At 63.5% G+C, this 24,988-nt stretch carries 28 protein-coding genes; 14 read left to right on the top strand and 14 right to left on the bottom strand.

What is annotated here, in order from left to right:
* Window positions 1–40: 40 nt before the first annotated feature.
* Window positions 41–1,084, top strand: coding sequence for a PrsW family intramembrane metalloprotease (locus GJR96_RS03395; protein WP_151161642.1), 1,044 nt, complete (start codon window positions 41–43; stop codon window positions 1,082–1,084).
* Between the two features lie 59 nt (window positions 1,085–1,143).
* Here GJR96_RS03395 and GJR96_RS03390 read toward each other — a convergent pair whose 3' ends face one another.
* A complete protein-coding gene (locus GJR96_RS03390) occupies window positions 1,144–1,755 on the bottom strand; it encodes a riboflavin synthase (protein ID WP_151161641.1) in 612 nt (203 codons plus the stop codon).
* 113 nt (window positions 1,756–1,868) lie between these two features.
* Here GJR96_RS03390 and GJR96_RS03385 point away from each other — a divergent pair, with 113 nt between their 5' ends.
* A complete protein-coding gene (locus tag GJR96_RS03385) occupies window positions 1,869–2,567 on the top strand; it encodes a DUF502 domain-containing protein (RefSeq protein WP_151161640.1) in 699 nt (232 codons plus the stop codon).
* A 26-nt stretch (window positions 2,568–2,593) separates the two neighbouring features.
* On the opposite strand, the gene GJR96_RS03380 is transcribed toward GJR96_RS03385, so the two are convergent.
* Window positions 2,594–4,420, bottom strand: a complete 1,827-nt coding sequence (locus GJR96_RS03380) for an SLC13 family permease (RefSeq protein WP_151161639.1) — start codon at window positions 4,418–4,420, stop codon at window positions 2,594–2,596.
* 138 nt (window positions 4,421–4,558) lie between these two features.
* Here GJR96_RS03380 and GJR96_RS03375 point away from each other — a divergent pair, with 138 nt between their 5' ends.
* Window positions 4,559–4,801: a DUF7533 family protein gene (locus GJR96_RS03375; protein WP_151161638.1), complete on the top strand. Its 243-nt coding sequence runs from the start codon at window positions 4,559–4,561 to the stop codon at window positions 4,799–4,801.
* On the opposite strand, the gene GJR96_RS03370 is transcribed toward GJR96_RS03375, so the two are convergent.
* The 5 genes from GJR96_RS03370 to GJR96_RS03355 form a co-directional block, all read right to left on the bottom strand.
* Window positions 4,802–5,905, bottom strand: coding sequence for a M24 family metallopeptidase (locus tag GJR96_RS03370; protein WP_151161637.1), 1,104 nt, complete (start codon window positions 5,903–5,905; stop codon window positions 4,802–4,804).
* 7 nt (window positions 5,906–5,912) lie between these two features.
* Complete coding sequence (locus tag GJR96_RS03365) at window positions 5,913–7,763, bottom strand: UvrD-helicase domain-containing protein (protein ID WP_151161636.1); 1,851 nt, start codon at window positions 7,761–7,763, stop codon at window positions 5,913–5,915.
* 159 nt (window positions 7,764–7,922) lie between these two features.
* Complete coding sequence (locus tag GJR96_RS18470; RefSeq protein ID WP_305037515.1) at window positions 7,923–8,099, bottom strand: HVO_0416 family zinc finger protein; 177 nt, start codon at window positions 8,097–8,099, stop codon at window positions 7,923–7,925.
* Between the two features lie 86 nt (window positions 8,100–8,185).
* Window positions 8,186–9,694 (bottom strand): carboxypeptidase M32, encoded by a 1,509-nt coding sequence (locus tag GJR96_RS03360; protein WP_151161635.1) that lies wholly within the window; start codon window positions 9,692–9,694, stop codon window positions 8,186–8,188.
* 107 nt (window positions 9,695–9,801) lie between these two features.
* Complete coding sequence (locus GJR96_RS03355) at window positions 9,802–10,896, bottom strand: M20 family metallopeptidase (RefSeq protein ID WP_151161634.1); 1,095 nt, start codon at window positions 10,894–10,896, stop codon at window positions 9,802–9,804.
* Window positions 10,897–11,012: 116 nt separating this feature from the next.
* On the opposite strand from GJR96_RS03355, the gene GJR96_RS03350 reads away from it, so the two are divergent.
* Both GJR96_RS03350 and GJR96_RS03345 read left to right on the top strand, forming a co-directional pair.
* Window positions 11,013–12,650, top strand: coding sequence for a methyl-accepting chemotaxis protein (locus GJR96_RS03350; protein ID WP_151161633.1), 1,638 nt, complete (start codon window positions 11,013–11,015; stop codon window positions 12,648–12,650).
* An 84-nt stretch (window positions 12,651–12,734) separates the two neighbouring features.
* Window positions 12,735–14,600 carry a PINc/VapC family ATPase gene (locus GJR96_RS03345; protein WP_151161632.1) on the top strand — a complete coding sequence of 622 codons (1,866 nt, stop codon included), beginning with the start codon at window positions 12,735–12,737 and terminating at the stop codon, window positions 14,598–14,600.
* A 100-nt stretch (window positions 14,601–14,700) separates the two neighbouring features.
* Here GJR96_RS03345 and GJR96_RS03340 read toward each other — a convergent pair whose 3' ends face one another.
* A complete protein-coding gene (locus GJR96_RS03340) occupies window positions 14,701–14,994 on the bottom strand; it encodes a MarR family transcriptional regulator (RefSeq protein ID WP_058571267.1) in 294 nt (97 codons plus the stop codon).
* A gap of 125 nt (window positions 14,995–15,119) precedes the next feature.
* On the opposite strand from GJR96_RS03340, the gene GJR96_RS03335 reads away from it, so the two are divergent.
* The 4 genes from GJR96_RS03335 to GJR96_RS03320 all read left to right on the top strand — a co-directional run bounded on the left by GJR96_RS03335 (window position 15,120) and on the right by GJR96_RS03320 (window position 18,826).
* Entirely contained in the window at window positions 15,120–15,428 is a 309-nt protein-coding gene (locus GJR96_RS03335) for an EMC6-like membrane protein (RefSeq protein ID WP_151161631.1), read from the top strand.
* A 2-nt stretch (window positions 15,429–15,430) separates the two neighbouring features.
* Window positions 15,431–17,245, top strand: a complete 1,815-nt coding sequence (locus tag GJR96_RS03330; RefSeq protein WP_151161630.1) for a ribosome biogenesis/translation initiation ATPase RLI — start codon at window positions 15,431–15,433, stop codon at window positions 17,243–17,245.
* A gap of 156 nt (window positions 17,246–17,401) precedes the next feature.
* The gene (locus tag GJR96_RS03325; RefSeq protein WP_151161629.1) at window positions 17,402–18,259 is read left to right on the top strand and encodes a VOC family protein; all 858 of its coding nucleotides are present in this window, start codon (window positions 17,402–17,404) and stop codon (window positions 18,257–18,259) included.
* 84 nt (window positions 18,260–18,343) lie between these two features.
* The gene (locus tag GJR96_RS03320; RefSeq protein WP_151161628.1) at window positions 18,344–18,826 is read left to right on the top strand and encodes a YbhB/YbcL family Raf kinase inhibitor-like protein; all 483 of its coding nucleotides are present in this window, start codon (window positions 18,344–18,346) and stop codon (window positions 18,824–18,826) included.
* Window positions 18,827–18,844: 18 nt separating this feature from the next.
* On the opposite strand, the gene rtcA is transcribed toward GJR96_RS03320, so the two are convergent.
* Genes rtcA through GJR96_RS03305 form a run of 3 tightly spaced genes read right to left on the bottom strand, consistent with a single transcriptional unit; the run spans window position 18,845 to window position 20,892 of the window.
* Window positions 18,845–19,861, bottom strand: a complete 1,017-nt coding sequence (gene rtcA, locus GJR96_RS03315) for an RNA 3'-terminal phosphate cyclase (RefSeq protein WP_151161627.1) — start codon at window positions 19,859–19,861, stop codon at window positions 18,845–18,847.
* Window positions 19,862–20,311 carry a universal stress protein gene (locus GJR96_RS03310; protein ID WP_151161626.1) on the bottom strand — a complete coding sequence of 150 codons (450 nt, stop codon included), beginning with the start codon at window positions 20,309–20,311 and terminating at the stop codon, window positions 19,862–19,864.
* A 59-nt stretch (window positions 20,312–20,370) separates the two neighbouring features.
* A complete protein-coding gene (locus tag GJR96_RS03305; RefSeq protein ID WP_058571261.1) occupies window positions 20,371–20,892 on the bottom strand; it encodes an archaemetzincin family Zn-dependent metalloprotease in 522 nt (173 codons plus the stop codon).
* Between the two features lie 39 nt (window positions 20,893–20,931).
* Between GJR96_RS03305 and GJR96_RS03300 the strand changes: the two genes are divergently transcribed.
* From GJR96_RS03300 to npdG, 4 genes are all read left to right on the top strand, one after another.
* Entirely contained in the window at window positions 20,932–21,351 is a 420-nt protein-coding gene (locus GJR96_RS03300) for a UPF0146 family protein (RefSeq protein ID WP_191965803.1), read from the top strand.
* A 78-nt stretch (window positions 21,352–21,429) separates the two neighbouring features.
* A complete protein-coding gene (locus GJR96_RS03295) occupies window positions 21,430–22,284 on the top strand; it encodes a TIGR01548 family HAD-type hydrolase (protein ID WP_151161624.1) in 855 nt (284 codons plus the stop codon).
* Between the two features lie 40 nt (window positions 22,285–22,324).
* Window positions 22,325–22,537 carry a DUF7534 family protein gene (locus GJR96_RS03290; protein ID WP_151161623.1) on the top strand — a complete coding sequence of 71 codons (213 nt, stop codon included), beginning with the start codon at window positions 22,325–22,327 and terminating at the stop codon, window positions 22,535–22,537.
* Window positions 22,538–22,596: 59 nt separating this feature from the next.
* Entirely contained in the window at window positions 22,597–23,265 is a 669-nt protein-coding gene (npdG, locus tag GJR96_RS03285; RefSeq protein WP_151161622.1) for an NADPH-dependent F420 reductase, read from the top strand.
* A gap of 3 nt (window positions 23,266–23,268) precedes the next feature.
* Here the strand turns inward: npdG and hisE are convergent, their stop codons facing one another.
* The 3 genes from hisE to GJR96_RS03270 all read right to left on the bottom strand — a co-directional run bounded on the left by hisE (window position 23,269) and on the right by GJR96_RS03270 (window position 24,509).
* Window positions 23,269–23,571: a phosphoribosyl-ATP diphosphatase gene (hisE, locus tag GJR96_RS03280; protein WP_151161621.1), complete on the bottom strand. Its 303-nt coding sequence runs from the start codon at window positions 23,569–23,571 to the stop codon at window positions 23,269–23,271.
* Between the two features lie 108 nt (window positions 23,572–23,679).
* The gene (pdxT, locus tag GJR96_RS03275; RefSeq protein ID WP_151161620.1) at window positions 23,680–24,288 is read right to left on the bottom strand and encodes a pyridoxal 5'-phosphate synthase glutaminase subunit PdxT; all 609 of its coding nucleotides are present in this window, start codon (window positions 24,286–24,288) and stop codon (window positions 23,680–23,682) included.
* A gap of 56 nt (window positions 24,289–24,344) precedes the next feature.
* The gene (locus tag GJR96_RS03270; RefSeq protein ID WP_151161619.1) at window positions 24,345–24,509 is read right to left on the bottom strand and encodes a preprotein translocase subunit Sec61beta; all 165 of its coding nucleotides are present in this window, start codon (window positions 24,507–24,509) and stop codon (window positions 24,345–24,347) included.
* A 136-nt stretch (window positions 24,510–24,645) separates the two neighbouring features.
* Between GJR96_RS03270 and trxA the strand changes: the two genes are divergently transcribed.
* Window positions 24,646–24,927 carry a thioredoxin gene (gene trxA / locus GJR96_RS03265; protein ID WP_225317698.1) on the top strand — a complete coding sequence of 94 codons (282 nt, stop codon included), beginning with the start codon at window positions 24,646–24,648 and terminating at the stop codon, window positions 24,925–24,927.
* Window positions 24,928–24,988 lie beyond the last annotated feature (61 nt).

Here is a 24,988-nt window from a genome sequence, read left to right as displayed (position 1 = left end):
GCCGAAGGTATTACCCACCGTGCAGTCCTTACGTCAGGTGATGGACCAGAGTCGAGACCCAGTCGAACGGGCGTCCGATGGAGAGACCGACCTCTACGACATCGCGACGTGGGAGGAACGAACCTCCGTCGATGGATTATCCGTCGCGCTCTACCGACTGCTGGTCGCCTCGACTCGTGCTGTGGTCATCGCCGCCGCGTTCCTCATCCTCGTTGGTATCGGCGGTCTCACGGCTATCACCGACCCACAGATTGGTGCACTGACGCTGCTGTCTGCGCTGCCTGCACTCGGTCTCGCGGGGTACGTCTACTACACCGACGTCACCGACAACGAACCACTGTCGATGCTCGTCGTGACGTTCTTGCTCGGCGTCCTCACGGCCACGTTCGCTGCGGTACTCAACTCACTGATGAACAACGTCGGCCAGACGATTGCCTCCGAACTGTCGCTCAGTATCGGGTTCCTCGGGTCGATTATCTTCTTCTACCTCGTGGTCGGCCCCGTCGAAGAGACGGTGAAGTTGCTCGCGGTCAGATTGTACGCGTACTCGCACAGCAGTTTCAACGCCGTCGTCGACGGTGCCGTCTACGGCGCGATGGCGGGACTCGGATTCGCCACCATCGAGAACGCGCTCTACATCACGCGGAATCTCATGACCTCGGGGCTCGACCTCGGAACCGCTGGCGGCGTCGGCATCATCGGCGCTGGCAGCACGATTACTGCGGTCCGCGCACTCGCGGGTCCGGGCCACGTCATCTACTCCGCCATCGCGGGGTACTACCTCGGACTGGCGAAGTTCAACAAGGAGAACGCCGGCCCAATCGTCATCAAGGGCCTCATCCTCGCGTCACTCGTCCACGCGACGTACAACTCGACGGTCGGCATCGGCGCGGCTACCGTCTCGTCGTTGACGGGTCTCGGGTCGCTCCCATCGTTCCTCGTCTACGTCCTCATCTACGACGGCATCTTCGGCCTCTACCTCATCGGGAAGATTCGTCGCTACAGTACCGCGTACCACACGGCCAACGCACCGAGCGCACCTGCTTCGTCGTTCTCTTCGGAACCGACCGAGTTCGAAGACTAAAACCCGAGACGCAGTCGAGTTCGAAGACCGACCATTGCGTCGCGCGTGTCGTGTCTGTTCTACTCCGCTCGTAATCCGTCCACGTATCCGTCAAGCATCGACTCGACGTACTTCGCCACCACGTCGACTTCGACGTGAATCGGGTCGCCGGGTTCCTTCTCGGAGAGCGTCGTCAGGTCGTACGTCGTCGGGATGATGGCCACTGCGAACGAGTCGTGGCGGCGGTCTGCGACGGTGAGGCTGATACCGTCGAGACAGACCGAGCCTTTCTGAACGACGTACCTCGCCAGCGACTCGGGGAGGTCGAACTCGAAGAACCAGTCGTCACCGACCTGTTCGACGTTGGTGACGGTGGTCGTGCCGTCGACGTGCCCCTGGACGATGTGACCGTCGAAGCGGTCACTCGCCGCGAGTGCCCGCTCGAGGTTGACTTTGTCGCCTTCTTCTACCTCGCCGAGGTACGTCTTCTCGACGGTCTCTGCGGCGAGAAAGACTTCGAACCAGTCGTCGCCGAACTCCTCGACGGTCAGACAGACGCCGGAGACGGCAATCGATTGGCCGTGATGCAGGTCGTCGAACGCGAGGTCGGTTCGGATGCGGAGGCGGCGGCCTCCCTCGGTGTCGGTCACACCGACGATTTCGCCCGGCCCTTCCACGATGCCAGTGAACATACCGACGGCTTCGGAGGGTGTCCCTTAATGGCTATCGTTTCTGTTTACCATCACGTTTTCGTGACGCTTTCCGTCGCCCATACAATTTTGTCGCCGTCGGCCTCACGGCCCGTATGGACGTACTCGCTCGGCTTCGAAGCAGTTTCTTCACGGGACTCATTCTCGTCACACCGCTCGCCGTAACCGTATTCGTCCTCCAGTTCGTGTTCAACCGAGTCGCGGCGGCACTTCGTCCGTTGGTTCGAGAGATAAACCCGTTCCTCGCGCAGGCGTTGAACACGTCTGGAGACATCGTTCTCGTCTCACAGACGCTGGCGGCCCTCATCATCGCGGTGGCGATATCCCTCATCGGGTACCTCGCCTCGATGAGTCTCGGGCAGCGTCTCTTCGGGAGTTTCGAGCGCGGTGTCCAACTCCTCCCACTCGTCCGTACCATCTACTTCGGTGTTCGACAGGTCTCCGAATCGCTCACGGAACCGACTGCCGGGTACGACCGGGTCGTCCTCGTCGAGTACCCACGGAAAGGTGTCCACTCGATTGGCTTCGTCACCAACGAGGCCCCTCGGTCGATGAAGGAGGCAGCGGGTGAAGACGCCTACACCGTGTTCCTCCCGCACAGTCCGAACCCGACGGCGGGGGCACTCATCGTCGTCTCCAGTGACGAGGTCAAAGAGCTCGACATGCCGGTCAGCCGTGGCCTCCGTCTCCTCGTCACGACAGGACTGAGCGTGGACGACCCCGAAACGCTACCGTCCGGGCCTGCGGGCTACACACCGGGCAACTCTGTAGACATGGAGAAGAATCCAGAGTAACACTGCTTCATCCGGTCTTCTCGGCCTCAGAGGCCCCACAGAAAGACGATTCCGAACGTGGTGACCACCGTCAAGAGGAGTTGGAGCGGACCACCGACGCGGAGGTAGTCCGCGAATTTGTACCCTCCCGGGCCGTACACCATGAGGTTCGTCTGGTACCCGATGGGCGTCATGAACGCGGTGCTCCCGGCGAAGGTGACGGCGATGGCAAATCCGAACGGGTCCGCACCGAGTTGCTGGGCCGTGTCGATGGCGATGGGGATGACGAGGACGACGCTCGCGACGGGCGTGATGACGTTCGCCAAGAGGCCCGTGAGGAGGTAGAACGCGGCCAGCACCGCGATGATGGGGAGGAAGACGGTGGCTTGGCCCACGAGGTCCGCGATGAGTGCCACACCGCCGGTGAGTTGGAGTGCTTGCCCCAGCGGAATCACGCCCGCGAGTAGGAAGATGACGTTCCAACTCACCGCGTCGTACGCGTCACTCGCAGAGAGGCAGTCCGTCGCAACCATCGCGACGACACCACCGAGGGCGGCCACTGCGATGGGGACGACACCGAGGGCGGCCAATCCGATGACCAGTGCGACGATAGCGAACGCCTGAAGCGCCGTCGGCGACAACCCGCCGTTCTGTTCCATCACTTTCTCGGACACCTCGCTCGTCACGACGAAATCGCCCGTCTCTCTGAGATATTTGGCCGTCTCACTCGTCGTCTGGAGGAGTAGCGAGTCACCGGCACGAAGGTCAACGTCTCTGAAGTGTTCACGGATGAGTTCACCACCTCGGCGACGAACTGCGAGGACTGTCGCGTCGTACCGTTCCCGCAGTCGTGTCTCGCCGATGGTGTCTCCAACGAGGCCAGACGCTCGCGGGACGACGAGTTCGAGCAGTGCCACGCGCTCGGGTTGGTCGAGTTCCACGTCCGTGACGGCTGCTCGCGGGAGATATCGGAGGTCGGCGAGTTCACAGAACTGTTTGATAGTCCCGGGGTCGCCGCGGACCGTGAGGATGTCGCGGCCCTCGATGTCACGGTCTGTGTCGGCGGCGATGAAGTGTTCGCCGCCGCGGAGCACGTCGAGGATGTCGATGTTGAGGTCACGGTGCGCGTCGTCGGCGACGTCTCTGGCGGGGTTGCCGACGAGTGGTGAGCGCGACGGAACCAACACGCGGGCGAGAAACGGTTGGACGCCGTAGCTCGCCGTTCGGTTGCCCGCTTGGATGCGTTCGGGGAGGAGGCGTGGCGCGATGGTCAACAAGTAGACTGCACCGACGCCGAACACGACGATTCCGAGCGGCGTGAACACGAACATCGAAAACGGCGGGTTGCCGGTGGCGGTGGCGTACGCTTCACTGGCGACGAGGTTCGTGGCGGTGCCGATGAGGGTGAGCGTCCCCCCGAGCATCGACGCGTACGAGAGCGGGATGAGGAGTTTCGACGGCGAGACGTTTGTCTGGTCTGCGAGGTCCGAGACCATCGGGATGAACACCGCCACGACGGGGGTGTTGTTGACGACGCCCGCGATTGGACCGGTGAGACCGACGAGGGCACCGAGGAGTCGGTCCTCGCTCCCGCGAGTGAACCGGGCGAGTGCGTCACCGAGGACGCGAATCGCACCCGTCTGTCGGACGCCTTCGCTGAGTGCGTACATCGCGAGAATCGTGATGGTCGCCGCGTTCGAGAACCCAGAGAGTCCGGTCTGGAGGTCGACCTGCGTCCACGGTTCGAGGACGACGAGTGCGACGATGACACCGATAGCGGTCACGTCTGGCGGTGCCGCCTCTGTCACGAACAGTGCCATCGTGACGACCACGAGGGCGAAGACGACGAGCATGCCGGGCGTGACCGCGACCATACTGACCCTCGATTCGGAGACCGCTTAATGGTTCCTCGGGTGACTGTCACGTCACAGAGACGATAGCGACCACTGCTCGTTCCTCCTCTGTGGGTGATGCCGCGACCCTTTTGTCCGCACACAGACTATCCGCGCTCGATGCGACTCGGAATCTTGGAAATGATTGGACTCGGGGCGTCACTCATCTTCGCGATACCTATCGGCGTCTTCGGTCTGACACTTCTGATGGACGGCCGAACCGCCTTCGGGGCAGGGATGGTCGTCCTCGCCGTGCTCATGGTCGCCCTCCCGAAGTACCTCACCACACCGCAGGACATTCCGATGCTCGCGGCTGAGAAAGTCGTCGGTGGCGTCGCGAAAGACCCAGACGAAGACGAGTAACTACCAGCGAGACGGGTCCAGACCGGTCGGCGCGTCACCGACGAACTGCGGCCCGTCGTCGCCGACGACGAGCACGTCGGTCAGTTCGACTCGTCCGTGGTCGTCGTGTGTGATAGCCGCGCGAATTCTGAGGACGTTTCCTGCGACGAGTTCGATATCGCCGTCGAGTTCGGGGGCTTCACGGACAGCGAGGCCGATGCCTCCGCCCACGTCTCTCGTCACTTCGTCGGCCATCGAGAACCCGAACGCCGCCGTCTCTGCGCGAATCTCACTCCCGAGGAACCCGGCGTCTGCGCCGACGTTCGCCTCGACGAGTGCGACGTCGCGGGCGGCGTCGCACGCGACGTGGGCCCGGCGTTCCCATCCACCGTCAGCGTCGACGACGAAGGTTCGCGCGAGGGCACCTCGATAGCCTGCGGGGCCACGCGGCGTGACCGAGACGACGAGTGGTTCGCCGGGTGCGAGTTCGACTGCCTCGCCCGCTTTCCCGCGTGTGCCCGCCGTCACGTCCGTCGCTCCCACGGCGTCCACGCCTTCGATTGCGAGCCTCGCGTTCACCTGTCGGCGAAGGCGCTCGGTCGAAAGGGGCGCATCGTTCCAGACGAGCGCATCGTCTTCGACTGTCGCGTCCGCCAGTATCGACGCGGCGCGTTCGATACCGCGCGTGGCGGCCCGTTGGACGCCTTCGATAGCCTCACGCTCGTCGGCGTCCTTCACGGCGCGTGCGTCTCGAACTGTCGTCGTCGACGCGAGTTCGTAGCCTGCCGATTCGAGGTGGAGTGCGGCGTCGTGCGGAATCGTCCGTGGCGCGAGCACAGTCCCCTCTTCGGCGTACTCGGCGAGAATCGCCGCCGCGGCTTTGCCAACCGGTTTGTCGTCCACACGGACCGACGCCCCCGACACGTCGGGAACATCGACTGTGGACGGGACGCGAAGATGCGTCTCGCCGGCGACGCGAACGTACACTGCCTCGACGTCGAGTCCGAGGCCGGTCAGATATCGGCCCATCGGGTCGTCACCGCGAACGATGGCGACGAATCCGACTGCATCGCTGTCGTCGATGGCGGCGTCGATGGCCGAACCGCCACGGGGACCGGACGGCACGAGTGGATTACGCCTCGGGTTCGGGCGCAGGTGGTTCCTGTGCCTCTGCCACGAGTTCTTGGGTGTCCTCGTCGCGAATCTCGTTGTGGAGGAGGACGCTTATCGGGAGCGTCGGTGCCCCATTGACGAGGTTTTCGAGGATGATGAGACGCTCGCGTGCGCGGGACATACCGACGTAGAAGACACGCCGTTCGTTGTCCGTGATGAGGGGAACCGGACTGGTGGACGCGGTGAACTCTTCGATGCCGCGCGCTTCGAGTTCGTCCTCGGAGACGGACGCGGCCATCTGCTCGACCACTTTCTCGGTCAGGTCCGTCGCCATGAAGACGTGGTCTGCTTCGCGACCCTTCGCGGAGTGGATGGTCCCGACGCGGACGCGCGAGGGGTCCATGCCGGCGTAGTCGCCGGAGAAGTACGCGTCGACGGACTTCCGCTGGAAACTCGTCACCTTGCGGACCATGTCCGAGGCGGCGCTTCCGTTCGGCGCGAACGGTGCGAAGTTCTTGATTTCCTTCGGCGTGAACTCGATGTTCGTGATGTCTTCGACGCCCGCTTCTTCCTGCCGGTCGTCGATGGCGTCGAACAGGTCGTCTCGCTCGTTCGTCCCGAACGCTGAGTCCTGCAGCATGTCCGCGAGGCGGCGGGCCTGCAACCCATCGACCGGGTCGTCGGCCTCCATGGCCTCGATGGCGCGGACGTACTGCGTGAGGCGGTCGGTCCACATCCGCTGGTCCGTGAGCGTGGAGAAGGGGATGCCAGACGGGAGGAACTCATCGATGAACTGGAACATCTGGTAGCGCGCACGGAACAGCACCATGATGGTCCCGTCGTCCTGTTCGACGGTGTATCGGACGTTCCGCGCGAGTTCGAGCATCGACGGGCTCTCGACTGCCTCGACGGCACCGCCCTCTTTGCGGGGTTTGAGGTCTTTCTCCTGTCGCTTGTCGATGTGCCGAATCTCGCGGTTGACGACGTTGAGGACGTTCGACGGGAGACGGTAGGAGTTCGGGAGAACCTCGTCGTTGTCGCGTTCGGCGTCGAGGAGCAGGTTCGGGTCCGCACCCTGCCACGCGTAGACGACCTGGTCGTCGTCGCCGGCGATGAGGACGCCCTTCATGTGGGGCTTCCACTCTTCGTACACGTCGTACTGGAGCGTCGTGATGTCCTGGAACTCGTCGATGACGAGGTAGTCGACGTTGGGGACGAGGGCACGCTGTTTGACGCGTTCGAGCATGTCCGCGAATCCGACGAGTCCGTTCTCACCTTTGTAGGCACGCCACGCGCGAATTGCCTCGGGGATGTCGATTCGGTCGTCGTCAGAGGGCCACGTCGGCGTGTACTTGTTCCCTTCCTGCGCGTTGGGGTCGATTTCCGGCGGCAGGCGAACTTCTTCGACGTTCCACTGGAAGGGCACGTCGTACCAATCGGCCACGTCGCGGCGCGTCCGCTGTAACCACTGACTGGTCGCGATAATCTTGTTTCCGATGGTCGTCGAACGGGCCGTCCGCCGGCCGGCACCACTGTACTCGTCTTGGAACTCCAGACCGTACTCTTCACAGAACTCCTGTTTGTCCTTCTCGCCGACCACGTCGTTGCGCGAGAGGCCGAGCAGTTCGTACGCCTTCGCGTGCATCGTGGAGACGTTGCCCTTCAGCGACCGCGGGTTGATGTCGAGTCGTTCGGCGAGTCGGTCACGGACCTCGGACGCCGCTGCTCGTGTGTACGAGACGACGAGGATGTCTCGGATACTGACGTCGTCTTGTTCGAGAATCGCCTCGACCTTGTTGAGTAAGGCCGTGGTCTTACCGCTCCCCGGACCCCCAAACAGTCGGGTGACGGTCACGTCGGATTCGCTCATTGTGCACGTTCACGGCCTTATGCGTGATAAGCGACGTGCTTCCGACGAGGGCGAACGCGCCCGGAGTCGATTCGACGTGCCGGGCGTTCGCGGACACACCCCGCATAGTGGGGGTGCGGCGAGAACAGGTGCTGTGGCTTGGTCAGGTAGTCGGACGCGTTAGGCCTCCGGCGACCACCCGCATACGGAGCATGTCGCCGCGCCCATGTCGTGTAGCGCCCCGCAATCGGGGCACTGCAGTTTGTTATAGGATCGGTCCCAGCGTGCCGGTTCTGTCTCGTGACCGCGGTCGGCCAAAAACTGGTCGAACAAGTCGTCACTGGGTGCTGAGGCCATACATGGTATGCTATGACATGGCTGTATTTAGTTCCTGCGGCGATTGTGAATCCGCGAAAATAGGGGTTTCAGACTGTCTCGACTACTTACAGGTCGTACAGTGATTCGTACTTCGACTCGACGTAGTCGAGGAAGTCGTCGGCAGTGAAGTCCGCGCCAGTCGCGCGTTTCACGAGGTCGTTCGTCTCGTAGCGACGGCCGTGCTGGTGGACGTTCTCGCGAAGCCACTCGCGCAGATCGGCGAACTCGCCGTTCGAAATCTTCTCGTCGAGGTTCTCGATGTCGTCTTCTGCCGCGGCGAACAACTGCGCGGACATGATGGACCCGAGCGAGTACGTCGGGAAGTAGCCGAAGTTCCCGTACGCCCAGTGGATGTCCTGCAGACAGCCTTCAGAATCCGTCTCGGGACGGATACCGAGGTACTCTTCGTACTTTTCGTTCCACGCCTCCGGCACGTCCGCGACGGCGAGGTCACCCGAGATGAGTGCGCGTTCGAGTTCGAACCGAATGACGATGTGCAGGTGGTAGGTCAGTTCGTCCGCTTCGACGCGGATGAGGTTGTCCTCGTACACTTGATTCGCCGCCTCGTAGGCCTCTTCGACGGTTGCATCCACGTCCGAGAAGTGTTCGGTGAACGTCGGCAGGAAGTGCTGCCAGAAGGCGCGCGACCGACCGACGTGGTTCTCCCACAGGCGCGACTGTGACTCGTGGACCGAGAGGTTCCGGTCCTCACCGAGCGGGGTCGCGTAGTGTTCGTCCGGCAGGCCGAGCGTGTAGAGGGCGTGGCCGAACTCGTGAATGGTCGAAAAGAGCGACCCGAGCGGGTCGGATTCGTCGTAGCGGGTGGTCACGCGGGCGTCGAACTGCGTCCCCGACGAGAACGGGTGGGGTGCAGTGTCGAGACGGCCACGGTCCCACGGATAGCCGAGCGTCGAGAGGGCGTCGCGGACCAGTTCCTCCTGTTCGTCGGCCGGGAACTCGCCTTCGAAGGCGTCGACGGCGAGTTCGACGTCCGACTCGCGGATGTCCGCAATCATCTCGACGAGGACTTCGCGTACCTCGTCGAGAATCTCTTCTGCCTGTTCGAGCGGGAGGCACGGTTCGTAGTCCTCGAACAGCACTTCGTAGGGGTCGCGGTCCGGGTCGATGTGCTCGGCGTACTGGCGCTTCAGTTCGACGTGCTTCTCCAGGTGCGGTGCGAACGTCTCGAAGTCGTCGTTGGCCTTCGCTTCCTTCCACGCCGGAATCGCCTCGGACGCCGCCGCCGAAATCTGTTCGACCAGGTCGTTGGGGACGCGCACGGCGCGTTCGTAGTCGCGGCGGAGTTCGCGGAGCACGTCTGATTGCTCGTCGGTCGGGTCGTCGGCCTCGGCCGCTTCGAGGAGTTCCCCGAACTCGTCGTCGGTGAGGAGTTCGTGGCTGAGTGCCGACAGTGCAGACATCTGCTGGGACCGCGCGGGTGTCCCCGCGTCGGGCATCATGACCTGCTGGTCCCACGAGAGGATACCGCCAGCGTTCTCGACGTTGGCGATTCGGTTGTACTTCGTCAGGAGTTGGTCGTACGCCGACGCCTCTTCCGTGGAGGATTGTGCCATATGGTATCGGGTCGGGTCGGCGTCGTATTAAATCGCAGGAGATGAGGATTTCAGTGGGATTCCTGACGTATCGGCGTCGGCTGTCCTCCCTGTCAACTACTCTTGTTTCACCACTCCGCCGCTACCTCCCGATACGTCTCGTAACACCGCTCTAGCACGTCCAACGAGACACTCTCGTTCTTCGTGTGCGCTTCTCCCGGTTCCGACGCTCCGTAGACGAGGCACGTCGTGCCTTCCTGTGCCAACCACCCTGCGTCCGTCGCGTGCGGTTTCGTCACCTGTTCGGGGGTGCTGTCACCGCGCTGTTCGTGAACTCGACGGGCGGTTTCGAGCACGCTGTCGGCGAACTCGGCGTCGTCGCACGCCATCGGAGGAAGGTCCTGTTCGACCACCCACTCGACGCCGTCGATGGTCTCTGTCTGCGAGAGGTCGGCGTACCCGCCGGGGACAGTTCGTTCGTCGATAGTCACCTCGCAGTGGTCGGGGATGACGTTCCACGCGCTCCCACCGTCTATCTCGGTGACGGCGATGCTTCCCGAGACGGTGTGTCCGAGTACCTCTGTCTCGGGGAAGGTCGATTCGCGGACGATATCCACCGCGTCGCACGCGCGATAGACGGCGTTCTCACCTCGCTCGGGTTCGCTCGCGTGGCAGGCCGTTCCGCTCACGACCAGCGTGCTCGCCCGGCGACCACGGTGGGCGACCACCACGTCGGTCCGGTCCGGTCCCGAGTAGTTCGTCGAGCCTTCGGCGACGATGGCGTAGTCGAGCGAGAGACCGGCGTCGAGGGCCGCACGGACGCCCGTCCCACCGATTTCCTCGCCGACGAACGACGCGAAGACGACTTCGTTCGTCGCTGACTCGGCCGCATCTCGGAAGGCGAGCATCGACGCGGCGACGGCACCCTTCATATCTGCCGACCCGCGTCCGTAGAGTCGCCCGCCATCCGATTCGACGACGTAGTCGCCGTCGCCGGTCAGTTGCCGGGGTGCTGGCGGAACGACGTCGTGATGGCCGACGAGTGCGAGCGACTCGCCGACGCCGGCGTTGACGCGCGCGACGACGTTCCCCGCGTCGTCTCTGGTCACGTCTGCGTCCGTCTCGTCTCGAAGCCACGTCTCGATGAAGTCGCCGGCAGCAGTCTCATCTTCGTGGCTCGGAATCGAGACGAGGTCGGTCGTCAACGCGTCGAGTTCGTCCATGCCGTCGTGTCGCGGCACCACCGCAAAAGTATGCGCCGTGGCGGCAGGACACACCGTGTTCTCAATCCTCGGGAATACGGGACCAGGATTATACCAGAATCTGTGAATGTTCGTGTATGCGCATCGCCTCGGCATACGAACGGTTGCTCTGGGGAAGCATGGACGCACTCGGTGTCTCGGACTCGGTCGAACGAAAAATCGTCGCGGCAGTCGGCATCCAATTCGTGGTGTCTGTCGGGCAGGCCGCGTTGCCGTGGGTCGCGACGGGAACGACTCGCCTCGTCCTCTCGGCCGTCCTCTTCTTCGGCGCGACCCTCGCGTTCGTGAACACCGTCTACATCACTCGCAAAGATATCGTCGCACCAATCGAGCGAATCTCTGAATCGGCCGCCGGTGTCGCTTCGGGCGACCTCTCGGCGACGCCGCCGACCGTCGAGGGCGACGACGAAGTCGCCCGCCTCGCCGCCGACTTCGGGTCGATGCACGACCACCTCTGTATCGTCTCGGCACAGGCGACTGCCCTCGCAGACCAAGACTTCGACCACCCGTCGTTCGACGAGGAGATGCCGGGTGAGTTCGGCGAGGCGTTGGACCGGATGCAACGTGACCTCGCGGACTACACGCGAAACCTGCAACACCTGGTCGAAGCGTTCGCCGAGGCCACTGCCCGGGCGCAGACCGGCGACTTGACGGCCACTATCGACACGAGCGAGTGGGGCGTCGACGACGAACGCTACGAGGCCGTCGCCGAGACGTACAACGACCTCGTCTACACGCTCTCGACGACGCTCGGCGAAGTGCAGACGTTCGCCGAGGAAGTCTCGGAGATGAGTGCGTCCGCACAGCAACACGTCGAACAGGCGAACGCCGCGAGCGAGGAAGTCGCCGCGGCGGTCAACGAAATCTCCGACGGTGCGAGTACGCAGACGACCCACCTCCAGACGGTCGCCGACGAACTCAACACGCTCTCGGCGACGGTCGAAGAGATTGCTGCGTCGGCCGACGAGGTGGCCAGAACGGCGGAGACTGCGTCTGAACGGGGCGAAGTCGGACGCGATGCCGCCACGGCGGCGATGAAGGAGTTAGACGCCGTGGAGGCCCGCATCGACGACACCGCAGAAGCGGTGGCAGAACTCGCTGACGGCATCGAGAAGATAGACGAAATCGCCGCGTTCATCGACCACGTCGGGTCGCAGACCGACCTGCTGGCTATCAACGCGGCAATCGAGGCGGCCCACGCTGGTGAGGCAGGCGACGGATTCGGTGTCGTCGCACAGGAGGTCAAATCGCTCGCCGAGGAGACCCGAGACTCGGCCGACGAAGTGTCCACGCTCATCGCCGACATCACCGACCACTCCGAAGAGACGCTGGCAGACGTCCGCGACATGAACCAGCAAGTCACCGACAGTCTCGACACGGTCAGCGAGGCAATCGAGGAGTTCGAGACCATCGTGGACATGGTGACCGATATCGACGCCAGCGTGGCCGAAGTGAGCGACGCGACGGACCAGCAGGCGCAGTCGGCACAGGACATCGCCGTCCGGGTGGACGACGTGGCGAACATCTCCGAAGAGACGGCAGGCCAATCGCAGACCGTCGTCGAGACGGCGGACTCCCAGTCCGAGTCTATCGGTGACCTCTCCGAACAAGCGGCGGTCCTCTCGTCGCGGGCGGCAAACCTCGAAGGACTCGTCGGGTCGTTCGAGGTCATCGACGAAGACGAGCGACAACGCACTTCACCGGCAGACGACTGACCATCTCGACACCCCCTCAATTCGCCCTCCCGAACGACCCTCTCCATCTATACCCTTATCCGTCCCCACCGCGAAAATCCGCGCATGAAGATAGTGCCGGACACGAGCGCGGTCATCGATGGCCGTGTGTCCGAGCGAGTCGACGACGGAACCTTCGACGGTGCCGACGTTCTCGTCCCCGAGGCAGTCGTGAGCGAACTCGAATCGCAGGCCAACGATGGCCGCGATACGGGGTGGGAGGGTCTCTCTGAACTCCAGCGCCTCGCCGAGTTCGCCGACGACGGCGTCATCGAACTCAAATACGTCGGTCGCCGCCCGAGTGCCGGCGAGACGAAAGGCGCACACGAAGGTGACATCGACGCGCTCATCCGCGACATCGCCGCCGAGCGGTCTGCGAAACTCCTCACGAGCGACGTGGTGCAAGCCGAAGTCGCCAAAGCGAAAGGCCTGTCCGTCGAGTACGTCGAACCCGTCGTTCGCGGGTCTGGTGGCCTCATCATCGAGCGGTTCTTCGACGACCAGACGATGTCTGTCCACCTCAAGACGGACACCAAGCCGAAAGCCAAACGCGGCGCAATCGGCGAGATGCACTACCAGACCATCGACGACGAGGTGACAGACGAGGCGACGATGAACGAGTGGGCCGACGACATCGTCAACTCTGCACGCGCCTCACCAGACGGGTTCATCGAACTCTCCGAACCGGGGATGAACATCGTCCAGTTCCGCGACTACCGTATCGCCGTCGCCCGCCCGCCGTTCGCCGACGGCATCGAGATTACCGCGGTTCGCCCCATCGTCAAGACCGAACTCGACGACTACGAGTTCGCCGACGAACTCCGAGAGCGACTCGCCGAACGTCAGCGCGGCGTTCTCATCGCCGGGTCGCCCGGTGCCGGGAAGTCCACGTTCGCGCAGGCCGTCGCGGAGTTCCTCAACGACAGCGACTACGCGGTCAAGACCATGGAGAAACCGCGCGACTTGCAGGTCGGCCCGCACATCACGCAGTACACCGCCCTCGGCGGCGACATGGCCAAGACGGCCGACTCGCTCCTCCTCGTCCGCCCCGACTACACCATCTACGACGAGGTCAGAAAGACCGAGGACTTCTCCGTCTTCTCCGACATGCGTCTCGCCGGCGTCGGCATGGTCGGCGTCGTCCACGCGACGCGCGCCATCGACGCCCTTCAGCGTCTCGTCGGTCGGGTCGAACTCGGCATGATTCCACAGGTGGTGGACACCGTCGTCTACATCGAAGACGGTGCGGTCCACACAGTCTACGACGTGAGTACCGAGGTGAAGGTCCCCGAGGGTCTCTTCGCCGAGGACCTCGCGCGCCCCGTCATCCAGATTCGAGACTTCGAGACGGGCACGCCGAAGTACGAGATTTACACGTTCAACCGACAGGTCGTCACCGTCCCACTCGGGAAGGAAGGCAAGGAGAAAGAAAGCGGCGTCTCCCGTCTCGCCAAACAGGAAATCGAGCGCGAGATTCGGTCTATCGCTCGCGGTCACGTCGAAGTCGACCTGAAGGGACAGAACCGCGCCGTCGTCTACGTCGAAGACGACGACATCTCGTACGTCATCGGGAAGGGCGGCGGACGCATCTCCGACGTGGAAGACCGCCTCGGCATCGACATCGACGTTCGGACGCACGACGAGAAACCGTCGCAGGGTGCACCTGCTAGTCAATCCACCGGCGGCCAGTCGTCCGGCGGCCAGTCGAACGAAGGCGTCGTCGTCACGCCCGAAGTGACCTCTCGGCACGTCATCGTCCGGATGGACGGCCACGTCGGCGAGACGGTCGAAGTCCGCGCCAACGACCAGTACCTCTTCACCGCGACGGTCGGTCGCGGCGGTGACATTCAGGTCTCACGCGGCAGCGCTATCGCCGAGGAACTCGAAGACGCGATAGACAAAAAGCAGCAAATAACGGTCGTCCCGGCCTGACGTCGGCCCGCGGCCGAATCGTCGGCTGTTTCGACTGGTTTCGACACGTCACAACACGTCGGCGAGAGGCACCGACTGCGAAGCGGTGAGCGGTTCGCGCTTACTCGGCGCAGCAGGCCTTCTCTTTACCGCCGTCGGCTTTCGCCTGCGCTTGCTGGGGCGCGAGGTCGGTCAGTTGATAGAGATTCTGGCGAGCGTCAGCAAAGTAGACGTCCTCGTCGACGATTCCAATCCCTTCCAGTCGTTCGAGTGCGTATCGAACAGTTCGCGCAGAGAGCATAGACTCCTGTACGATGCCTTTCTGGGTGAGTGGGCCGTTGTATTCGAGTACTTTGAAAACGAGCTTCGCACTCGGTGGGAGGTCGTCTAGACTCTCCTCTTCTGTTCCAGCCATCGTTACGAATCCAGACGCGCGACCAGCATAAACCTTGTTGGGTTGCGATTGGCCGACAACGCTTTATCGACAGACGCTGCCGGAGGAACGAACGCCTTTTGATGCCGGCTATCGCAGGAGAACACATGGCCACGGAAACGCAGACCGAACTCTCCGGCCACCTTCGCGGAGTAACGGTCACAACACTCGCCTGCCTCGCTGGCATCGCCGCGGCGGTGATATCCGGCGTGGTGGTAGGGACGACGGTCGAGGCCGCGACCAATCAGTTGGCGGTTGGTATCCTCGGCGCGTTCATCCTCGTCCAGCTTCCGGTGCTTCGCGTCATCGGCATCGACATCTCCGGGGCGAAAGACTACCTCTACGTCGTGTTCATGACGTTCGCGCTCTGGTTCATCTCGTTCGCCATCCTGCTGACCTCGGGTGTTCAGCTCTAATCATGGCAGACGATAGTATCGCAGTCGTCGACTTAGACCGGTGTTCTCCGGACCGCTGTAGCTACGAGTGTTCGAACTTCTGTCCGCCGAACCGGACGGGAAAAGAGTGCATCACGCTCCGCGGCGAGGACGCCGAACAAGGAGGCCCGGACCAGGTCCGAATTTCCGAGGAAATCTGTCTCGGTGAGACGTGTGGTATCTGCGTCGAGAAGTGCCCGTTCGACGCCATCGAAATTATCAACCTCCCGTCTGAACTCGACGAAGACCCGACCCACCGCTACGGGGAGAACGCCTTCTCGCTGTATGGTCTGCCGGTCCCCGAGGCGGGGTCCGTCACGGGTATCCTCGGACCGAACGGTATCGGTAAGACCACCGCCGTCCGTGCACTCGCCGGCGAGATGGTGCCGAACCTCGGCAACTACGACGACGAGCCGACGTGGGAGGCGGTCCTCGACCGCTTCCGCGGCACCGAACTCCAGAACTACGTCGAGCGAGTCCGCGACGGTGACGTGACCATCGCGCGGAAACCGCAGTACGTCGACCAGATTCCCAAACAGTTCGACGGGAAGGCACGGGAACTGCTCGAAGCGACCGACGAGCGTGGCGCACTCGACTCCTACATCGAGCGTCTCGACATCGGCCCCGTCGTCGACAACGACATCGACACGCTCTCTGGCGGTGAACTCCAGCGCGTCGCCCTCGCGGCGACCCTCGCCCGTGACCGCGACTTCTACTTCCTCGACGAGATTTCGCCGTACCTCGACATCGGCCAGCGTGTCACCGCGGCGCGTCTCATCCGCGAACTCGCCGAAGAAGAAGACCGGGCGGTCCTCGTGGTCGAACACGACCTGGCGATTCTCGACTTGCTCGCCGACACGCTCCACGTCGCGTACGGTGAACCCGGGGCGTACGGTGTCGTCACCGACCCCAAGTCGGTCAGAAACGGCATCAACGAGTACCTGAAGGGCTACCTCACGAACGAGAACATGCGTATCCGCCCGGGGGCTATTACCTTCGAGGAACACGCACCGCGTGAGACGACGAAAGCCGAACCGCTCATCGAGTACCCCGAACTCCGGAAGTCCTACGGCGAGGGCGAGTTCTCCCTCGACGTGGACCCTGGGACCATCTACAACGGTGAAGTCCTCGGTATCGTCGGCCCCAACGGGATTGGGAAGTCGACGCTCGCACAGATATTCACGGGCGACCTGACGCCCGACGTGGGCGAACTCGACTTCGCACTCGACATCTCGTACAAGCCGCAGTACATCGAAATCGACCAACCGATGCGCGTGGACGCGTTCCTCTCGTCTATCACCGACCAGTTCGGGTCGTCGTACTGGAACACCGAGATTGCGAACCCGCTGCAACTCAACCGCATCATGGAGCGCAACCTCACCGACCTCTCCGGCGGTGAACGCCAGCGTGTCGCCATCGCGGCGTGCCTCTCGCAGAACGCCGACCTCTACCTGCTCGACGAACCATCGGCCCACCTCGACGTCGAACAGCGTGTGCAGGCCACGTCGGCTATCCGCCGCTACGCCGAGAATCACGACGCGACGGTCATGGTCATCGACCACGACATCTACATGATGGACCTGCTCGCGGACCGCCTGATGGTCTTCGACGGCGAGCCATCTATCGAAGGGCACGCCTCGAAACCGCAGGAGATGCGCGACGGCATGAACGACTTCCTGTCGGACCTCGACATCACGTTCCGCCGCGACGAGCGCACCCAGCGCCCGCGCATCAACAAACCGAACTCGCAACTCGACCGCGAACAGAAGCGGTCTGGCGAATACTACTACGCCGAGTAGTCGGTCTCGCGTTTCCGGCCTTTCTCACTCAGTCGATTCTTCGGAGCGCAGTGAGTGTCTCTCGCCGTCTGCCGACCCCGACCCAGTGACACTCGGCATCGTTGGTTACACCCGTGATACTACAGTATTTTTCTCGATTACTGGCGAACAGCGAGTATGACGAACTCCACTTCTGAATCCGCCTCGCTGACGGATGCGACCCACCTCGGCCGGGTCACGCTCCGCGTCGGGTCGCTCGATTCTGTCGTTCCGTTCTACCGCGACGTCGTCGGACTCCACGTGGAACGCGAAGGGTCTCAAGCCGTCTGCACTGCCGGCGGCGACCCACTCGTCGTCCTCGACGAAGACCCGGACGCGCCCAGACGAAGACGCGAGCAGACCGGATTGTTCCACCTCGCGATTCGCGTCCCCGACCGGGGCGCACTCGGTGACGCCCTCGCTCGAATCCGAGACAACGCCTCGTTGTCCGGCGCATCCGACCACCTCGTGAGCGAGGCGCTGTACCTCCGCGACCCGGAGGGAAACGGCGTCGAAATCTACCGTGACCGGCCGCGAGACGAATGGCCACGGACAGACGATGGTCGCGTGAAGATGGACACGCTCCCGTTGGACCTCGAATCGCTCCTCGCGGATGCCCGTGGTGACGACCACGCACCGACCGGAACCGACCTCGGACACGTCCACCTCGAAGTTTCGGACCTCGCGCAGTCGCTCACCTTCTACATCGACGCCCTCGGCATGAATCTCCGCGACGACGGCTATCCAGATGCCGCTTTCGTCGCCGCAGGCGAGTACCACCACCACGTCGGACTCAACCGCTGGAACGGACGAAGCGTGCCGGCCGGTGAGAGTCGTGGCATCTCGTGGTTCGAAGTCGTCGTCCCCGACGCCGACACGCTCGACGTCGTCCACGAGTCGCTGGTACAGGCCGGCCACGCCGTCGAGGAGTCGAACGGCACACTCGTCGTCTCCGACCCAGACGGAATCGGGATACGTGTGACCGTCTCGGCGTAGTGCCCAGTAGAACGGCCCTCTCACCTGAGACCAGTCGTTTCGACCGAACCAACCGTTTTGTCACTGGTCCACCAAGTAGTTCGCATGGCCTCAGCCGACCAGGGCGACGCGTCGGGGAGACTCACGCTGCGGAGTCCCGCGTTCGACGACGGAACAGCGATTCCACGAGAGTACGGCTACACGAAGCAAAACATCAGTCCACCGCTCGAAATCGAGGGCGTCCCGGCGGAGGCGAAGTCGTTGGCGCTGGTGATGGACGACCCCGACGCGATGAAACCGGCGGGGCAGGTGTGGGACCACTGGACCGTCTGGAACATCGACCCCGGCACGTCGGAAATTGCCGAAGGTGATTCACCGCCCGGTGCCGTCGAAGGGACGAACAGTTACGGCAGTCGCGGATACGGCGGCCCCAACCCACCCGACGGCGAGCACGCCTACCGATTCGTGCTGTACGCTCTCGACACGGAACTCTCACTCGAATCGGGTGCGACGAAGTCGCACCTCGAACGCGCCATCGACGGCCACGTATTGGGTGAAGCACGGTTGACCGGGACCTACGCACCCTGAAGGACACGCGCCCGTTCGCTATTCGGCACGCTCGACGACGACGCTATCGTCAGTCTCACGCACGTCGGTGTCGTAGCCGAAGGCTCGAATCACGTCGAGATTCGTCTGGACGTGTTCGGTCACCGCCGGAATCCGGATGTTCCCTCCGGCGAGAGCGACCCAGACGAGCAACTGGTCGGCCATGTGCCGGTCGAGTGGCGCGTCGCCCCGGTACCACTCGGTGAACGCCTCGACTGCTCGTGCCCCAATCGTCTCTGCGGGGACACCACGCTCGCCGTAGGCATCGAACCCGGCGACTACGTCTCCGCACCGTGCGGCGAGGACCACTGCCGTCCCCGGTGAGGTACTCTCGGCGTAAGTGACGGACGGCCGAACCGGGACGTCGATTCCCGCGTCGGCGAGGGCGTCACGGACACCTTCGACCTGCCTGTCGGCGACCGACGCGTCGGCGAGTGCGTCGCTGGCGACGGAGTACACGTCGAGACCGTCGAGTGGTGGGTGACTGTGGAAGTCGAGCGGGGCGGGGTCGGATGGGTCGATTCGAACCGTGAGTTGTCCGCCCCCTGCTGGGTAGAACCCACGTCGATTCACGGCAACGTCGAAAGAGACGCCGAACCGCGAACACAGCGGGCGCTTCACGTACCGAAGATAGTCTGCGGGCGGTGACCACCGAACGTCGGTCCCGCCCGAGACGGTGAGTGTAAGCGGGTCGTCGAGGGCGACGGCGACAGGGAGGAGTGTCTCACTGACGAGTGTCGTGCTTCCGGCCGTCCCCACCGACACGTCGACAGGGTCGCTCGTCACCGCGCCGGGGTCAAACTGGAGCGTCTCGGAGCCCTCGAATCCGCCGTCTACGTCGGCGTCTGCGACTGATTCGGCGACGGAGACACACGCGACGTGTTGTGCTTTGAGCCCCGGCGGTGAACGGTTGCCGCGAATGTTCTCCATCTCGAACGCCTCGCCGGTCACGAGCGAGAGCGAGAGTGCTGTTCGAACGAGTTGGCCGCCGCCTGCGCCTCCGTCGAGGTACAGCATTCAGCGGACGACGGTGACTGGGCACGACGCCCGTTCGACGATTTCCTTGGCGACGCTCCCGACGAGGCCTTCGTACCGCTTCGAGATGCCGCGGTGGCCGACGAAGAGGCCGTCGGCACCGACGTCGTCTGCGTACGCCGGAAGCGCCTCGACGGGGTCGCCGTAGAGGAGTTCGGTCGTCGCTTCGACGCCCGCCTCGGTGACGTGTTCGAGCGCCTCTTCGAGGATACGCTCGCCGCGCGCTTCGGCGTCTTCGAGACTCTCGGCGGCGAGTCGGTCACCCGTGTCACCAATTCCGGTCACGGGTTCGGTTCCACCTTCGACGATGACGTGCGGTTCGACCGAGTGGACGATGGTAATGGTCGCTCCTAACGGTTCGAGCATGGTGAGTGCGTAGTCGAGTGCACGGTCGGCGGCCTCAGACCCATCTACTGCAACGACGAAGTTCATGGATGAATACACGTGCCGTGACGAGAAAAAAGGAGGAGACAGCTATCGCGCCCGGAGAATTAGTGGATGAGACGACTACAGGTGCCGCAGAGGTTCTCTTCTTTGACGTCGACTTCGCGGACCGTCGGCGAGAAGGACATCACGCACTTGTTGTTGTCGCAGTGTTCGAGGCCGAGCGTGTGGCCGATTTCGTGGACGACTTCCTTCCGAACGCGGTCCGAGAGGACTTCGTCGGCGGGTTTGTTCGTGATACCGCCGTCTGAGGAGGTCTGGAGACGGTACGTCGAGATGACAGAGCCGTTGCCGTTGAGATACGCGAGTCCGAAGACGTAGTTTCGGCGACGGTAGTAGAGGTCCTGTGCCGTGATTCCGATGTTCTTTTCGCCGCGCCCCACCCGACTCGTCAGTTCGATAAATTGTTCTGCCCGGTACTGATTTCGGCTTCTATCGAACGCGCCTTCGGGGATGGCTTGATTCGACTGAACGGTCACGTCACAATCGTAGACGGACCGAAGCCCCGCGGATGCCTCCCGCTTGACTGCGGCAGAGATATCCCCGATAGGCACGATATCGACAAGCATGCGAGGGATTAAGCGGTGGCGCTTCATAAATATCCCGACGTGAGAGATTCGTTGCGCGACGCTCTCGTAACTCGATTGGTGGGTTACGAGCGAGTGGTCGAAGTTGGTATTGGACGGGCGTCTGACGTTGCCGCCGTACTCGCCGAACGCGGTGTCGATGTGGTCGCCATCGACGTGTACGACGTTCCCGTTCCCGACGGTGTCCGGTTCGTCCGCGACGACGTTGTCGCACGCGCTGATGCGCCCACACTCGGCCCGTACGAGGGCGTCGATGCTATCTACGCGTTGAATTTCCCAGTCGAACTCCACAAACCGGCCGCCCGCGTCGCTCGCCGCGCCGGCGCAGAGTTCTGTTTTACCACACTCGGCTACGACGAACCGTCGATTCCGGTTCGCAGAGTGTCGATTCCGGGCGACACGCTCTATATCGCTGACGACGGACCGGGCGCTCGGCGGTAGCTTGGCAGGCCACGCGCCTCCTGCGAACGACCCGCGGACAAGAGTAAGGCACTTGCCTCCCCGTTACACCGTTCAGGTATGCACGCGGACGCTGTCGTCTTCGACATCGACGGGGTACTCGTCGACGTCGCCGACTCCTACCGGCGCGCCATCGTCGAGTCTGTCGACCGAACCTACGGCACGACCATCACCCGTGACGACGTCCAGCAGTTCAAGGACGCCGGCGGGTTCAACAACGACTGGGAACTGACATACGCGGCGGCACTCTACGTTCTCGCCGCCCGCGAAGTCGATATCTCGCTCGCCGAGTTCACTGACGAGATTGCCGAACGTGGTGGCGGACTCGACGCGGCCGAGGCCGTGGTCGAAGCGACGCTCGACGACCCTGCCATCGTCTTCGACCAGTGGGACACGGACGGCCTCCGTGAGACGTTTCAGGCGCTCTACCTCGGCGCTGACCTCTACCGTGACCTCGAAGGCGGTGACCCGCCGTTCGAGGCGTCCGGCTACATCCACGACGAACCCGTCTTGCTCCGTCCCGAGACGCTCGACGCACTCGGCGACAGAGACGTCGGCGTCGTCACTGGCCGACCGTCCGCGGAGGCCGACATCGCCCTCGACCGGGTCGCACTCGACGTAGACGACGACCACCGATTCACGATGGACGACTGGGACGACGGCAAACCACACCCCGCGGCGCTCGTCACCGTCGCCGAACGTCTCGGCGCTCGGTCGGTCGTCTTCGTCGGCGACACCCTCGACGACGTGAAGACGGCGTTGAACGCAGACGCCGCCGACGCCGAACGCGTCTACTACGGCATCGGCGTCCTCTCGGGCGGCCTCACCGGCGACGAGGGACGACAGAAGTTCGCCGAAATCGGCGCGTCGGCCGTCGTCGAAGACGTGAACGACGTTCCGGGCCTCCTCGACTGATGATGGGTTCGCCGACGAGACGGTCGAGGGGTGGTCGCTGATGGGGCACTTCCGCGCGTTCGTCGTCACGCTCCTCGCACTCGATATGGTCGTCTTCGTCGTCGGAGCGTACCTCACCCCGCCGGACCCGTTCACGCAACTCTTGCTCATCGGTCCTGCACTGCTGCTCGCGCCGGCGGTGGCGTGGTGGTTGGTCTACCGCGACGGGTTCGCACAGATACAGGCGCTGTTCGAACCTGACGACGAGTCGTAATCAGGCAGAACCCACCGGACGCGTAACCCTTTACGTCACCCCAGTCCGCACATGTGGGTATGCGAATCGCACTCCTCGGTGGGACCGGCGACATCGGCGAAGGACTCGCCCTCCGCTGGGCCTACCACACCGACCACGAAGTCATCATCGGGTCGCGCGACCCTGACAAAGCCCGCGCGAAGGCAGACGAGTACGAGACGGAACTCTCCAGTCGCGGACTCGACGTGAAGGTCAACGGCTTCACGAACGAGATGGCCGCCGACCGCGCGACGGTCGTCGTCCTCGCCGTGCCGCCGTACCACGTCGCCGACACCATCGAGACCGTCTCTGACTCACTCGCCGACGGAGACATCCTCGTCACTCCCGCGACTGGCATCAAACGCGACGACGACGGATTCCACTACCACCCGCCGAAAGCCGGGAGTGTGACGGCGCTCGTCGCCGACGCGGCACCCGACGGAATCCCGGTCGTCGGTGCGTTCCACAACCTCGCGGCCGGTCGTCTCGCCGACCTCGACGCAGACCTCGGCATCGACACACTCCTCGTCGCCGACGACTCCGACGCGAAAGAGACAGTTCGACTCCTCGCCGAAGGTATCGAGGGACTCCGTGCCCTCGACGGGGGCACCCTCGCCAACGCGGCGGAAATCGAGGCGGTCACCCCGCTTCTCATCAACGTCGCCCAGCACAACGAGGGACTCCACGACCTCGGTGTTCGGTTCCAGTAACCCTCAGAATCGACTCTTCAGTTCTTCGCGCAGGTCGTCGAGCGACGCGTCGTTCATCGCCAGTACGACGAGCAGGTGGTAGACGAGGTCTGCGCTCTCGTAGAGCAGTTCCTCTCGGTCGTCGTCCTTCGCCGCGAGGATGGTCTCTGTCACCTCTTCGCCGAGTTTTTCGAGGGCGTAGTTCTCGCCTTTCTCGTGCGTGAACAGGGTCGTCGTGTAAGACCCCTCGGGTAACTCGGCTTTCCGCGACTCGATAGTGGAGAAGAGCTCGTCGAGAACCTCGTCGGTCGGCGTGTCCGCGTCCATGGTCGCACGACGGGCGGGAGCGGAAAAAGACCCTCTGATTCCGGCGGCAGTCGCCGTGTCGGTGTCCGCCGTCGGTGTCGATTCGGTACACCTCGGTGTTCGCCTCGCTCAGGCCTGCGCTTCGACTTCCAGTTCGTCGAAGAACGCGAGGTCGTGAATTCGGCTGTCTGCGGTCAGTTCCGGGTGGAACGAGGTACCGACGACGGGGCCGTCGCGGACGGCGACGGGGGTGCCGTCCCACTCGGCGAGGACTTCGACGCCGTCTCCAACGTCGTCGATGAGGGGTGCGCGGATGAACACCGCCGGGAACGGCGAGTCGAGGCCCTCCACGTCGAGGGGCGCTTCGAAACTGTCGACCTGCCGGCCGAAGGCGTTGCGGTCGACGGTCACGTCGACGAGGTCGAGCGTCTCGACGCGGTCGTCTTTCGCGTCGCTGGAGGCGACGATGAGACCCGCACAGGTGGCGAGAACAGGCTTTCCGGCGGCGACGTGTGCCCCGATTTCCTCGTCGATTCCCTCGCGTGCGAGGAGGCGCGAGATGGTCGTCGACTCTCCGCCCGGCATGAGAAGCACGTCGCAGTCGGGCACGAGTCCAGCACTTCGAATCTCGACGATTTCCGCGGCGACGCCGTGGGCCTCGGCGGCGCGTTCGATGGCGTCGGCGTGCTCGGAGACGTCGCCCTGAACGGCGACGACGCCGGCGCGTAGCGTATCCATAGACGAATCTCGGGAATGCGAGGACAAAAATCGACCGTTCGTTCGGTAGCCCGTCGTCAGAACGCGAGGGCGTTCAGCACCAGGATACCGATGCCGAACAGGGTCCCTAACGCCACGATGGTCTTCGGGTCGACTCGAATTGCGTTGCGGTCTTCCGCGTCGAAGTAGCGGACGAGACCTGCGCTCGACATCAGACCGCCACTGTTCTGGCCCTTGCTCATGGTCCATCGTCCGTGCGTCCGCCGCCTAAACGTTTCGGCTCGGGGCCGTCGACCGGAGCGGAACCGACGCCGCGACCCACGCGAATGGCGGGTCACGACGCCGCATGAGTAATCCTTATGCGCGGGGGCAAGCAAGGTGCGTCGGGATACGATGACTGTTCGACTCTTGGACTTTTACGCGGACTGGTGCGGCCCTTGTAAGACGCAGGACCCGATTCTCGACGACCTCGAAGACGACTACGAGAGCGTCGCGTTCGAGAAGGTCGACGTCGACGAAGAACAAGACGTGGCCAACCAGTACCAGGTGCGCTCGCTCCCCACGCTCATCGTCGAGAACGACGATGGCATCGTCGACCGGTTCGTCGGCGTGACCCAGCGTGAGGACATCGAGGCAGCGCTGAAGCAGGCCGGCGCGTAAGCGCACACACGCGTTTCTTCGACTACCCATATCGACCGCGAGCGGCGGCGATGTGTCTCGC

This window comes from Haloferax litoreum (assembly GCF_009674605.1).
GTDB lineage: Archaea > Halobacteriota > Halobacteria > Halobacteriales > Haloferacaceae > Haloferax > Haloferax litoreum.
The sequence above is the reverse complement of the archived record's forward strand: the minus strand, read 5'-3'. Positions and strand labels throughout refer to the sequence as shown.

What these genes read in the sequence shown, in the direction of transcription:
- GJR96_RS03355 (WP_151161634.1), bottom strand. Translation starts at nt 10,896, where the DNA reads ATGGACGAACTCGACGCGTTGACGACCGACCTCGTCTCGATTCCGAGC.
- hisE (WP_151161621.1), bottom strand. Translation starts at nt 23,571, where the DNA reads ATGGACGCGGACACGCCGACCGACGAGGTTCTCGACGAGCTCTTCTCC.
- GJR96_RS03350 (WP_151161633.1), top strand. Translation starts at nt 11,013, where the DNA reads ATGCGCATCGCCTCGGCATACGAACGGTTGCTCTGGGGAAGCATGGAC.
- GJR96_RS03330 (WP_151161630.1), top strand. Translation starts at nt 15,431, where the DNA reads ATGGCAGACGATAGTATCGCAGTCGTCGACTTAGACCGGTGTTCTCCG.
- GJR96_RS03310 (WP_151161626.1), bottom strand. Translation starts at nt 20,311, where the DNA reads ATGAACTTCGTCGTTGCAGTAGATGGGTCTGAGGCCGCCGACCGTGCA.
- GJR96_RS03360 (WP_151161635.1), bottom strand. Translation starts at nt 9,694, where the DNA reads ATGGCACAATCCTCCACGGAAGAGGCGTCGGCGTACGACCAACTCCTG.
- GJR96_RS03335 (WP_151161631.1), top strand. Translation starts at nt 15,120, where the DNA reads ATGGCCACGGAAACGCAGACCGAACTCTCCGGCCACCTTCGCGGAGTA.
- GJR96_RS03380 (WP_151161639.1), bottom strand. Translation starts at nt 4,420, where the DNA reads ATGGTCGCGGTCACGCCCGGCATGCTCGTCGTCTTCGCCCTCGTGGTC.
- GJR96_RS03375 (WP_151161638.1), top strand. Translation starts at nt 4,559, where the DNA reads ATGCGACTCGGAATCTTGGAAATGATTGGACTCGGGGCGTCACTCATC.
- GJR96_RS03345 (WP_151161632.1), top strand. Translation starts at nt 12,735, where the DNA reads ATGAAGATAGTGCCGGACACGAGCGCGGTCATCGATGGCCGTGTGTCC.
- GJR96_RS03320 (WP_151161628.1), top strand. Translation starts at nt 18,344, where the DNA reads ATGGCCTCAGCCGACCAGGGCGACGCGTCGGGGAGACTCACGCTGCGG.
- GJR96_RS03270 (WP_151161619.1), bottom strand. Translation starts at nt 24,509, where the DNA reads ATGAGCAAGGGCCAGAACAGTGGCGGTCTGATGTCGAGCGCAGGTCTC.
- npdG (WP_151161622.1), top strand. Translation starts at nt 22,597, where the DNA reads ATGCGAATCGCACTCCTCGGTGGGACCGGCGACATCGGCGAAGGACTC.
- pdxT (WP_151161620.1), bottom strand. Translation starts at nt 24,288, where the DNA reads ATGGATACGCTACGCGCCGGCGTCGTCGCCGTTCAGGGCGACGTCTCC.
- GJR96_RS03340 (WP_058571267.1), bottom strand. Translation starts at nt 14,994, where the DNA reads ATGGCTGGAACAGAAGAGGAGAGTCTAGACGACCTCCCACCGAGTGCG.
- GJR96_RS03325 (WP_151161629.1), top strand. Translation starts at nt 17,402, where the DNA reads ATGACGAACTCCACTTCTGAATCCGCCTCGCTGACGGATGCGACCCAC.
- GJR96_RS03365 (WP_151161636.1), bottom strand. Translation starts at nt 7,763, where the DNA reads ATGAGCGAATCCGACGTGACCGTCACCCGACTGTTTGGGGGTCCGGGG.
- GJR96_RS03395 (WP_151161642.1), top strand. Translation starts at nt 41, where the DNA reads ATGGACCAGAGTCGAGACCCAGTCGAACGGGCGTCCGATGGAGAGACC.
- GJR96_RS03290 (WP_151161623.1), top strand. Translation starts at nt 22,325, where the DNA reads ATGGGGCACTTCCGCGCGTTCGTCGTCACGCTCCTCGCACTCGATATG.
- GJR96_RS03295 (WP_151161624.1), top strand. Translation starts at nt 21,430, where the DNA reads ATGCACGCGGACGCTGTCGTCTTCGACATCGACGGGGTACTCGTCGAC.
- GJR96_RS03385 (WP_151161640.1), top strand. Translation starts at nt 1,869, where the DNA reads ATGGACGTACTCGCTCGGCTTCGAAGCAGTTTCTTCACGGGACTCATT.
- rtcA (WP_151161627.1), bottom strand. Translation starts at nt 19,861, where the DNA reads ATGCTGTACCTCGACGGAGGCGCAGGCGGCGGCCAACTCGTTCGAACA.
- GJR96_RS18470 (WP_305037515.1), bottom strand. Translation starts at nt 8,099, where the DNA reads ATGGCCTCAGCACCCAGTGACGACTTGTTCGACCAGTTTTTGGCCGAC.
- GJR96_RS03305 (WP_058571261.1), bottom strand. Translation starts at nt 20,892, where the DNA reads ATGCTTGTCGATATCGTGCCTATCGGGGATATCTCTGCCGCAGTCAAG.
- GJR96_RS03390 (WP_151161641.1), bottom strand. Translation starts at nt 1,755, where the DNA reads ATGTTCACTGGCATCGTGGAAGGGCCGGGCGAAATCGTCGGTGTGACC.